The following is an 8348-nucleotide window of genomic DNA, read 5'->3' on the forward strand; positions in this document are numbered from 1 at the left end:
TTTCGTTGAGACGCTGGTTTACTGCAACGCGGCCCGGATCGCCGCGACGGCGCGGCCCTCGAAATCGCCGAACTCTGCGGCCTTGGGCTGGATCGCTTTCAGATGCGGCAGGCGTTCTGCGTAATCCTCGGGCGACATGGCCTCTACCGCGCGCTGGATGTCGGCCTGCGCTTCGCACAGGATCATGCCGGATGTATCCATGAAATCGCCGATATTGGGGCAGCCCCAATAGATTGGCACAGTTGAACACAGGATCGCATCGGTCAGCTTTTCGGAGAAATAATTCTTCTCACGCACGTTCTCGATCACGACGGAATATTGATAGGGCGCAAGCCCGTCCGATTTGTCGTCGAACGGGGTGTAGCCGCGGCCCATGATATCCACATCAACCCCGGTTTCACGCACCCAGTCGATCAGCGAATGGCGCAGTTGATGCCCCACAAGGTCCCGCTTTGCCGAGGCGATCAGCGAGCAGGATTTGGTCTTCGTCACGTCCAGATCGCGCCAGTTGGGCACCATCGTCGGGCCGTAGGGCAGGAACACCGCATTTGGGATGCCCTGCAGCAGAACATCGTGAAAGGTCAGCACCCGGAAAAAGCGCCGCCAGGTGAACCGCAACATCCGGTCGTGCTTGGCATGGATCGCCGAAGGCTCGCCCATCATCAGCGAAATCTGCGCGCGGGTGCCCCTGCGCCACCGCAGATGCACGGTTGAATTCGGATACATGATCAGGTGATCGGTCGGTTCAAGATCTCCGATTGTCTTGCCCGTCAGGCGGTCGGGGAAGCCTTCGGGCCAGATCAATTCGTCCAGCGGAACCTTGGCCAGATCGGGGCCAAGCCGGTGGCCATAGGGCAATATCGCAATCGCTGGCTCGGTCATTGCAGCCTGTCCGGCAAATCCACCTGCCCCCGCATCAGAACATGGCCGTGCCCCGCAACTTTTATCCCGGTCATCGCCTCAACCGAACCAACCCGTGTCACGGTCGCCTGCCCCGGACGGCCCATGTCGTGGCCTTGCTCGGCGGTGAAGGTGTCTTTGTCCATCAGGCCGTATTTCCACAAATAGGCCGCCATCGCGCCGGTCGCCGACCCGGTGAAGGGATCCTCGGGCGGGCTGGGCGGCGCCATCAGCAGGCGCGAGAATGTGTCGCCCGCCTCCGTCGCCCCCTTCAAAGTGACCAGAAACGGCTCGGCCATGTCCGAGCCGGAATATCCCGCCTTCGCAGCCACCTCGCGCAGCGGCCCCTCGGCCAGCTTGGCGGCGCGCAGCGTGTCATGATCCTTCAGAACCGTGATGCAAAAGGGCAGCCCGGTCGAGACCATCTGGGGCGGGGATACGATAGCATCCTCAGGCAGGCTGACCGCTGCGGCCACAAGATCGGCAGGAACACGTGCGCCAAACTTGGGCGCGACCTGAGTCATCTCGATCTCTTCGCCGGTCAGCGAAATGGACACGATCCCAGCCCCGGTTTCCAGCGTCAGTGTATCACCCGAAAACAGCCCCCGCGACCGCAGGGCGGCCACGGTGGCAATGGTGGGATGCCCGGCAAAGGGGATCTCACGGCTGGCAAGGAAATAACGCACCTTCACGTCCGCCACATCGGACGGGCCGGTAAACGTACATTCGACCAGAGACGTTTCGCGAACATAGGCGGTGCAAACGTCCTCGGGCAGATCGGCCCCGCCATGGACAACGGCGCATCCGTTGCCGCCGAACGCGCGATCACTGAATGCGTCTACCCAATCAAAATCGAACCAGCTCATGCAGAAAATTCCCCGATGCAGTGCAAGCGGCAGGTGCTGCCGGTTCGTATGTGTCGCGCGTGTTGCGGGAAATGTCACGCCCCAATCGGCGTGGAGGGGGCCGTTCAGTGAACGGCCACCGGGGACAGGTCGTGTTCGCGGGCCAGCACAAAGGCCAGCTTGCGGTCGGCCACAAGCGCCAGCTGCTGCCCGTCGGAATCATGCACGGCGTAAAGCTGATCCAGATCGCCCGCCTGATCGCGCAGATCGCGCGGCAGGTCTGCCACTTCGACGGTTTTCACGTAAACGATCCGGTCGCCTTCGGCATTCATCTCAATCGGTGTATTCATTGCTCTTACCCCTTTCTTATGTTGATTGTCTGCACCACGGTTTCCGGCACGGCGCGGGTCAGGTCCACATGCAGCAGACCGTTTTCCATGATCGCCTCACCGACCTCGACACCGTCGGCCAGCACGAACATGCGCTGGAACTGACGCGCGGCGATGCCACGGTGCAGGAATATGCGCCCCTCGCTGTCGTCGCGTTGACGGCCCCGGATCACCAGTTGGCGATCCTCGATGGTGATCGACAGATCCTCTTCCGCGAACCCGGCCACCGCCAGAGTGATGCGGTACGAAAAATCCGAGGTCTGTTCGATGTTATAGGGCGGGTATCCTTCATTGCCGGCCTTTGCAGACCGCTCCAGAAGGCGTTCCAATTGCTCGAACCCCAAAAGATGCGGGTATGAGCCCAAGGTAAGTTTTGACACGTTGTCTCGTCCTTTTATGTCAAAGCGACGTATGGTGCGGCCCCGTTTTGGCAACCGCGTACAATAGAATATGGGAAGATACGGGGATGTCCACAAGGTCTGGCGGGATAAACCCGGACACACTATCTTGTGTGGCAAGCACCACCACCAACCCCGAGTCGCCCATGAACGCGCCTACCGACCTTTCGATGAAAACAGATGAAGTTCTGCGCGTTGAGCTTGAGGTTTTTCGCCGCCAGCACCGCGATCTGGATGAGGCGATCGAGGCGCTTCAGGCCAAAGGGACCTCGGATCAACTGACGATCAAACGGCTGAAAAAGCAGAAATTGCGGCTGAAAGACATCATCCGCCTGATCGAAGATCGCCTGACCCCCGACATCATTGCCTGACGCATTGCCACGAATGCGGATTTGGCTATAGTGCGCGCTCTTTCAGGTGGCAGGGGCACAAGCGGATGAGTGACGTGAAAGTGGGCATCATTATGGGCAGCCAGTCGGACTGGCCCACGATGAAGGAAGCCGCTGGTATTCTGGACGAGTTGGACGTGACATACGAAAAACGCATCGTCTCGGCACATCGCACTCCGGACCGTTTGTGGGACTATGGCAAAACCGCTGTGGATCGCGGGCTGCAGGTGATTATCGCAGGCGCTGGCGGGGCTGCGCATTTGCCGGGGATGATGGCGTCAAAAACGCGGGTGCCGGTGGTTGGGGTGCCGATTCAGACGCGGGCGCTGTCGGGGGTCGATTCGCTGTATTCTATTGTGCAGATGCCCAAAGGGTTTCCCGTTGCCACCATGGCAATCGGCGCGGCTGGCGGGGCCAATGCGGGCCTGATGGCCGCTGGTATTCTGGCGCTGCAAGACTCCGAACTGGCCGCAAGGCTGGATGCGTGGCGCGCCGCCCTGTCCGCCTCGATCGCCGAAGAACCCGAGGGATGAGCCGTATCGGCTTTATCGGCACCGGGCATATTGCGGCCCCGATGGTGCGGTTTCTGGCGGCCAAGGGCCATGAGATTGCGGTGACGGAACGCAACGCGCAGGTCTCGGCACAATTGAAAGCCAAACTGGGTGTCACCATCGGTGCGCCTCAGGCCGTGATCGACGCGTCAGAGATCGTGTTCCTCTGCCTGCGCCCGCATCTGGCGCAAGAGGTCCTGACGCCACTCACCTTCCGCGCGGATCAACGGATCGTATCGGTCATGGCCGCAGTGCCTGCGGCGCAATTGGCGGTACTCTGCGCCCCTGTCTCGGATTTTGTGCAGACCATTCCGCTGGGCTTTTTGGAAGCGGGTGGATGCCCTTTGGCAGCCTTTGGCAATGACCGCCTGCTGGCCGATCTGTTCGCGCCGGAAAACCCCGTGGTCAAAGTGGCGGATGAGGCTGCGCTGAACGCCCATTTCGCTGTCTGCGCCATGGTGCCCGGCCTGCTGGACCTGCTGGCCACGGGCGCTGACTGGCTGGCCGGGGAAACCGGCGACGCGGACAGCGCCGAGTTTTACACAACTCAATTGGTCGCGGGCTTCCTTTCCGTGATGGAAAAGGGCAAATCGGGGCGGTTGGCGCAAGAACGTGATGCGCTGGCGACGGATGGCACGCTGAGCCTGCAGATGACGGAAACCCTGCGCGCAGGCAAAGCGCATGACGCATTACACACGGCGTTGACCGCCATTGGGAAACGGTTGGAGACCTGAGGATGACTGACATGCTTGCCCCCGGCGCAACGATTGGAATTCTGGGCGGCGGTCAACTGGGCCGGATGCTGTCGGTTGCGGCGGCGCGGCTTGGTTTCCTGACCCACATCTACGAGCCGGGCGCAAACCCGCCCGCCGGGCAGGTGGCGGACCGGGTGACAACCGCGGCCTATGACGATGCCGGGGCGTTAAAGGCATTTGCCGACGCGGTCGATGTCATCACCTATGAATTCGAGAACATCCCGACGCAGGCGCTGGACCTGCTGGAAGCGCATCGTCCGATCCGCCCCGGGCGCGAGGCGCTGCGGGTCAGTCAGGATCGGCTGACCGAAAAGACCTTTCTTCAGGGGCTGGGCCTGAACACTGCCCCCTTTGCCGACATTACCGATCTGGACAGCCTGAACACGGCGATTGACGAGATCGGAACCCCGGCGATCCTGAAAACCCGCCGGTTCGGCTATGACGGCAAAGGTCAGGCGCGGCTGCGCGCGCCCGAGGAGGTGGAAGCTGCTTTGGCGGAAATGGCCGGTGCCCCCTCGATCCTCGAAGGGTTTGTCGACTTCAGCCATGAGGTCTCGATCATCGCAGCGCGGGGTCTGGACGGTCAGGTTGCCTGTTTCGATCCGGGCGAGAATGTGCATCGGGATGGCATCCTCCACACCACTACCGTTCCCGCCCGCCTGCCCCCCGCCCGGCGCACCGACGCGGTGCTGCTGGCGGCCAATATCCTGAATGCGCTGGATTACGTTGGGGTCATGGGGGTCGAGCTGTTTGTGACACCGCAGGGTCTGATCGTGAACGAGATTGCGCCGCGTGTCCATAACTCGGGCCATTGGACGCAGAATGGCTGCGCCGTAGACCAGTTCGAACAGCATATCCGCGCGGTGGCCGGTTGGCCCTTAGGCGACGGTCAGCGGCATTCGGATGTGGTGATGGAGAATCTGATCGGTCACGACATGGACCGCGTGCCGGAATTGGCGCGCGAACGGGATGTGGCGCTGCATCTCTATGGCAAGGCCGAGGTCAAGCCGGGTCGGAAGATGGGACATTTCAACCGGATCGTTCGCTGAGAAATCGCGCTGACGCGCGATGCCTCCGGCGGGGATATTTTTGGACAGATGAAGGGCGGATCAGGTGAAGAACCGGGCCGCGATATCCCCGGCCATGTAGCTGACCCGCCCTGCCGCAAAGGTGGCGGCCACGCGGTAGGTCTGCGCGTCCAGAATGATCAGGTCCGCGCGCTTTCCTGCGGCCAGAGTGCCGCGGTCGGCCAAGCCCAGCACGCGGGCGGGGCCGGAAGAGACCAGCGCCCATGCCCCGGCCAGATCCAGCAGGCCGGATTTGGCCAGCATCAGCGCCGCACGGCGCGGGCTGGGATAGTGGTAATCCGAGGCCAGCGCATCGCACAGACCCATCGCAATCAGGTCCAGCGCACTGGCATTGCCCTTGTGCGACCCGCCGCGCACCACGTTGGGAGAGCCGAGGATGATGTGGTCCCCGGCGACGCGTGCAGCCTCGGCGGCCTCGAGCGTTTCGGGGAATTCCGAGATCGTCACGCCACGCTGACGCCACCACGCACGGGTTTCGGCGGTTGCGTCGTCATGGCTGCCCATCCGAACGCCCCGCCCGGTCAGGTCGGCACAAAGCGCGTCGAGCGCGGGCGGGACTTCGGCCTTGCGGGCATGCATGGTTTGCAGCATCTCAAGATGCGCCTCGGGGCTGCGTCCGGCTTTCAGGGCTTGCCCGGTCAGACGGGGCGGCGTGCGGCCCTGCGCCAGACGGTCATGCGGCAGATGGTCATTGAATACCACATAGGGCACCTGCCACTCGGCCACCCGGTCGGGCAATCCCTGATAGTCGTCCAGCATATGCGTCTCGAACCGCAATTGCGGGATCAGATCGGTGACAGTGCTGTCTTTCACCGAGGCGATGGCCCCGAAGACCTGAGCGGCGAATTCAGGGCCGCGCACCCCACCCTCCCAACTGTAAAACTGGGCCAGAACGGCGGTTGTTATGCCGTTTGCCGCCAGTTCCGCCTCGACCGACAGGATGCCCTGATCCATCTGTTTCATCGCGCCCCGGCGCGGCGCGATGTGGCGTTCGAACCCGTCGCCATGCAGGTCCACAATCCCCGGCAGAATCAGATATCCGGACAGATCGATCCGCGGACCCAACGGATCGTCGCAGACCAGACCTTCCGCAATCGCCAGAGCGGCATGCGTCAGCCCGTGTTCCGGCAGCAGAACCTGCGCACCGGTCATCGTCAGGTTTAATGCGGTCATTCAGTCGGCTCCGAGTCCGGTTCCGAGCAATCCTGCCCGATGCAAATCTCGTCAATCGCATCCAGCACGCCGTCCAGCCAGGTGATCTGCGGATCAAACTGGCCGAACTCGATGAAATGCAGCGCCTGTGCCATCACACGCGGATTGTTCATCATGAAGGTATGGGTCACGGGCAGAACGATGTGATCGGCCATCCCCTCGACCTTGGTGGTCCTGATCGAGACCTTGCCGTCATCCTTGCCGTTAATCATCGAGGAAAACAGCGGGTTCAGAGAGTTTTCGCCCGCAATCACGCCCAGTTCGAACTCGACCGGCGGCAGTTTTCGCGGGATCCCCTCGGGGCCGGTCCCAAGCGCCAACCCGGCGGGGCCGTTCAGCATGCCAAAGACCTCCCACGCGCCAAGCTCATCCACAAGCTGGCTGCCCTGATTGGGCGGCCCAAGCATGACGACGCGGCCCAGATTATCCGGGTGATTGTCCTGCAGCCAATAGCGCAACAGGATACCGCCCATGGAATGGGCCACAACATTGACGGGGGCGTCCCCGCACGCGGCAAAAGCATCGGGCAATGTCTGACTGGCGAGTTCGGGAATGGGCAGGTCGGTCGAAGGATAGCCCGGGCGCACAACGGTGTAGCCATGGGCTTTGAATAGCTGCTCCATGACCGTAAAGGACGCCTCGGTCCGGGCAAGGCCGTGCAGCAGCACGACGCATTTGGCCTGAGCTGCAGGCGGAACAAGGAACAGAAACAGGGCGAGCAGGTATCTCATAAGCCGCCAGATAAAGCCTAACGGGGGCGGGTTAAACCCCTAGCGCAGCTTCCGTTGCAGCACCGCCAGCGCAATGCCGCCCAAAACCAGCGCCGCCCCAAGGATCAGGCGCAGGCTGGCGACCTCGCCCAAAAGCACAACGCCCGCGACAATGGCGATGATCGGGACACTCAGTTGGACAACCGCCGCCGTTGTGGGCGCAAGCAGCGGCAGAACCCGGTACCAGAGCGCATAGCCCATCCCCGACGTCACGCCCCCAGACAGGGCGGCCAGCAAATACCCGGCACCGGTCATGTGCCAGCCGCCGCCGCTCGCCAACAAAGCCAGTGCGGTAACTGGCAGCGCCACGATGAAATTGGCCGCCGTTCCGGCCAGCGCATCCGGTTCGGTTCTTCCGACTAGCGAATAGATCGCCCAACCGATCCCCGCCGCAGTCATCAGCGCCGCGCCGACGGGGCTGACCTGAACCGCACCAGAGGGCCACAGCACATAGGCCAGACCGGCCAGCGCAATCGCCGCCCCGGCAACCTGTCGGCCGGTCGGCGCGCTGCCTGTGGCAGAGGTGACCGCAAACATCGTGATCTGAACAACCCCGAACAGGATCAGCGCGCCCAGACCTGCGTCCAATGTCAGGTAAGCGATTGAAAACCCGATCATATAAAGCGACAACGCCCCCGCCCCTGCAATCCTGCGCCGGTTGCGCAGGGGCAGATGCCCGGCCCGGAGCGAAACCAGAACGGCCAGCACAACAGCGCCGGACAGCACCCGCACAACCGCAAACCCGGCAGGGTCGCTCGCGCCGCTGTCGATGGCCAATCGGTTCAGAATCGAATTCGCCGCAAAGGCGCACATGGTCAGGGCGGTAAGAAGGAACAGCTTCATATCAACCGCATAGCGGGTTCGGCACGCTTTGCACACTCACTTTCCCGCAACTGCCCCACCTTCATCTTTTCCCAAATACTCCCGCCGGAGGCATGCCCGCGCAACGGGCATTCAAAAGAAACGGGGCCGCCCGAAGGCGACCCCGTCAATCTTTTGCTGCGGCCCCCTTTCGGCAGCCTGGCCACTCGGCCAAGCGCCTTTCGGGGTC

At 62.5% G+C, this 8348-nt stretch carries 11 protein-coding genes; 4 read left to right on the plus strand and 7 right to left on the minus strand.

Annotated features, from left to right (window positions below; translation table 11 throughout):
• Positions 1–18: 18 nt before the first annotated feature.
• The 4 genes from ACR0K1_RS20955 to ACR0K1_RS20970 form a co-directional block, all read right to left on the minus strand.
• Positions 19–882, minus strand: a complete 864-nt coding sequence (locus ACR0K1_RS20955; RefSeq protein WP_480612507.1) for a glycosyltransferase family 10 domain-containing protein — start codon at positions 880–882, stop codon at positions 19–21.
• Complete coding sequence (locus ACR0K1_RS20960; protein WP_480612508.1) at positions 879–1766, minus strand: PhzF family phenazine biosynthesis protein; 888 nt, start codon at positions 1764–1766, stop codon at positions 879–881. The genes ACR0K1_RS20955 and ACR0K1_RS20960 overlap by 4 nt, the downstream gene beginning before the upstream one ends.
• 104 nt (positions 1767–1870) lie before the next feature.
• Complete coding sequence (locus tag ACR0K1_RS20965; protein ID WP_480612509.1) at positions 1871–2095, minus strand: DUF1150 family protein; 225 nt, start codon at positions 2093–2095, stop codon at positions 1871–1873.
• Positions 2096–2100: 5 nt separating this feature from the next.
• The gene (locus ACR0K1_RS20970) at positions 2101–2514 is read right to left on the minus strand and encodes an Hsp20 family protein (RefSeq protein WP_058275530.1); all 414 of its coding nucleotides are present in this window, start codon (positions 2512–2514) and stop codon (positions 2101–2103) included.
• A 164-nt stretch (positions 2515–2678) separates the two neighbouring features.
• On the opposite strand from ACR0K1_RS20970, the gene ACR0K1_RS20975 reads away from it, so the two are divergent.
• The 4 genes from ACR0K1_RS20975 to ACR0K1_RS20990 all read left to right on the plus strand — a co-directional run bounded on the left by ACR0K1_RS20975 (position 2679) and on the right by ACR0K1_RS20990 (position 5276).
• Positions 2679–2903 (plus strand): YdcH family protein, encoded by a 225-nt coding sequence (locus ACR0K1_RS20975; RefSeq protein ID WP_010441787.1) that lies wholly within the window; start codon positions 2679–2681, stop codon positions 2901–2903.
• A gap of 65 nt (positions 2904–2968) precedes the next feature.
• A complete protein-coding gene (gene purE / locus ACR0K1_RS20980; protein WP_480612510.1) occupies positions 2969–3454 on the plus strand; it encodes a 5-(carboxyamino)imidazole ribonucleotide mutase in 486 nt (161 codons plus the stop codon).
• Positions 3451–4206: an NAD(P)-binding domain-containing protein gene (locus ACR0K1_RS20985; protein ID WP_480612511.1), complete on the plus strand. Its 756-nt coding sequence runs from the start codon at positions 3451–3453 to the stop codon at positions 4204–4206. Before purE ends, ACR0K1_RS20985 begins: the two co-directional genes overlap by 4 nt.
• 2 nt (positions 4207–4208) lie before the next feature.
• Positions 4209–5276: a 5-(carboxyamino)imidazole ribonucleotide synthase gene (locus ACR0K1_RS20990; protein WP_480612512.1), complete on the plus strand. Its 1068-nt coding sequence runs from the start codon at positions 4209–4211 to the stop codon at positions 5274–5276.
• A 60-nt stretch (positions 5277–5336) separates the two neighbouring features.
• Here the strand turns inward: ACR0K1_RS20990 and ACR0K1_RS20995 are convergent, their stop codons facing one another.
• From ACR0K1_RS20995 to ACR0K1_RS21005, 3 genes are read right to left on the minus strand one after another with little or no spacing between them, the layout of a single operon-like run.
• On the minus strand, positions 5337–6488 hold the full coding sequence (locus ACR0K1_RS20995) for an alpha-D-ribose 1-methylphosphonate 5-triphosphate diphosphatase (protein WP_480612513.1): 1152 nt from the start codon (positions 6486–6488) through the stop codon (positions 5337–5339).
• Complete coding sequence (locus ACR0K1_RS21000) at positions 6485–7258, minus strand: alpha/beta fold hydrolase (protein WP_480851791.1); 774 nt, start codon at positions 7256–7258, stop codon at positions 6485–6487. The genes ACR0K1_RS20995 and ACR0K1_RS21000 overlap by 4 nt, the downstream gene beginning before the upstream one ends.
• Positions 7259–7297: 39 nt before the next feature.
• Positions 7298–8140, minus strand: a complete 843-nt coding sequence (locus ACR0K1_RS21005; RefSeq protein ID WP_480612515.1) for a DMT family transporter — start codon at positions 8138–8140, stop codon at positions 7298–7300.
• Positions 8141–8348 lie beyond the last annotated feature (208 nt).

The sequence above is a fragment of the Ruegeria sp. F5 genome, assembly GCF_056533845.1.

What these genes read in the sequence shown, in the direction of transcription:
- ACR0K1_RS20975 (WP_010441787.1), top strand. Translation starts at nt 2,679, where the DNA reads ATGAACGCGCCTACCGACCTTTCGATGAAAACAGATGAAGTTCTGCGC.
- ACR0K1_RS20995 (WP_480612513.1), bottom strand. Translation starts at nt 6,488, where the DNA reads ATGACCGCATTAAACCTGACGATGACCGGTGCGCAGGTTCTGCTGCCG.
- purE (WP_480612510.1), top strand. Translation starts at nt 2,969, where the DNA reads ATGAGTGACGTGAAAGTGGGCATCATTATGGGCAGCCAGTCGGACTGG.
- ACR0K1_RS20960 (WP_480612508.1), bottom strand. Translation starts at nt 1,766, where the DNA reads ATGAGCTGGTTCGATTTTGATTGGGTAGACGCATTCAGTGATCGCGCG.
- ACR0K1_RS20965 (WP_480612509.1), bottom strand. Translation starts at nt 2,095, where the DNA reads ATGAATACACCGATTGAGATGAATGCCGAAGGCGACCGGATCGTTTAC.
- ACR0K1_RS20990 (WP_480612512.1), top strand. Translation starts at nt 4,209, where the DNA reads ATGACTGACATGCTTGCCCCCGGCGCAACGATTGGAATTCTGGGCGGC.
- ACR0K1_RS20985 (WP_480612511.1), top strand. Translation starts at nt 3,451, where the DNA reads ATGAGCCGTATCGGCTTTATCGGCACCGGGCATATTGCGGCCCCGATG.
- ACR0K1_RS21005 (WP_480612515.1), bottom strand. Translation starts at nt 8,140, where the DNA reads ATGAAGCTGTTCCTTCTTACCGCCCTGACCATGTGCGCCTTTGCGGCG.
- ACR0K1_RS20955 (WP_480612507.1), bottom strand. Translation starts at nt 882, where the DNA reads ATGACCGAGCCAGCGATTGCGATATTGCCCTATGGCCACCGGCTTGGC.
- ACR0K1_RS21000 (WP_480851791.1), bottom strand. Translation starts at nt 7,258, where the DNA reads ATGAGATACCTGCTCGCCCTGTTTCTGTTCCTTGTTCCGCCTGCAGCT.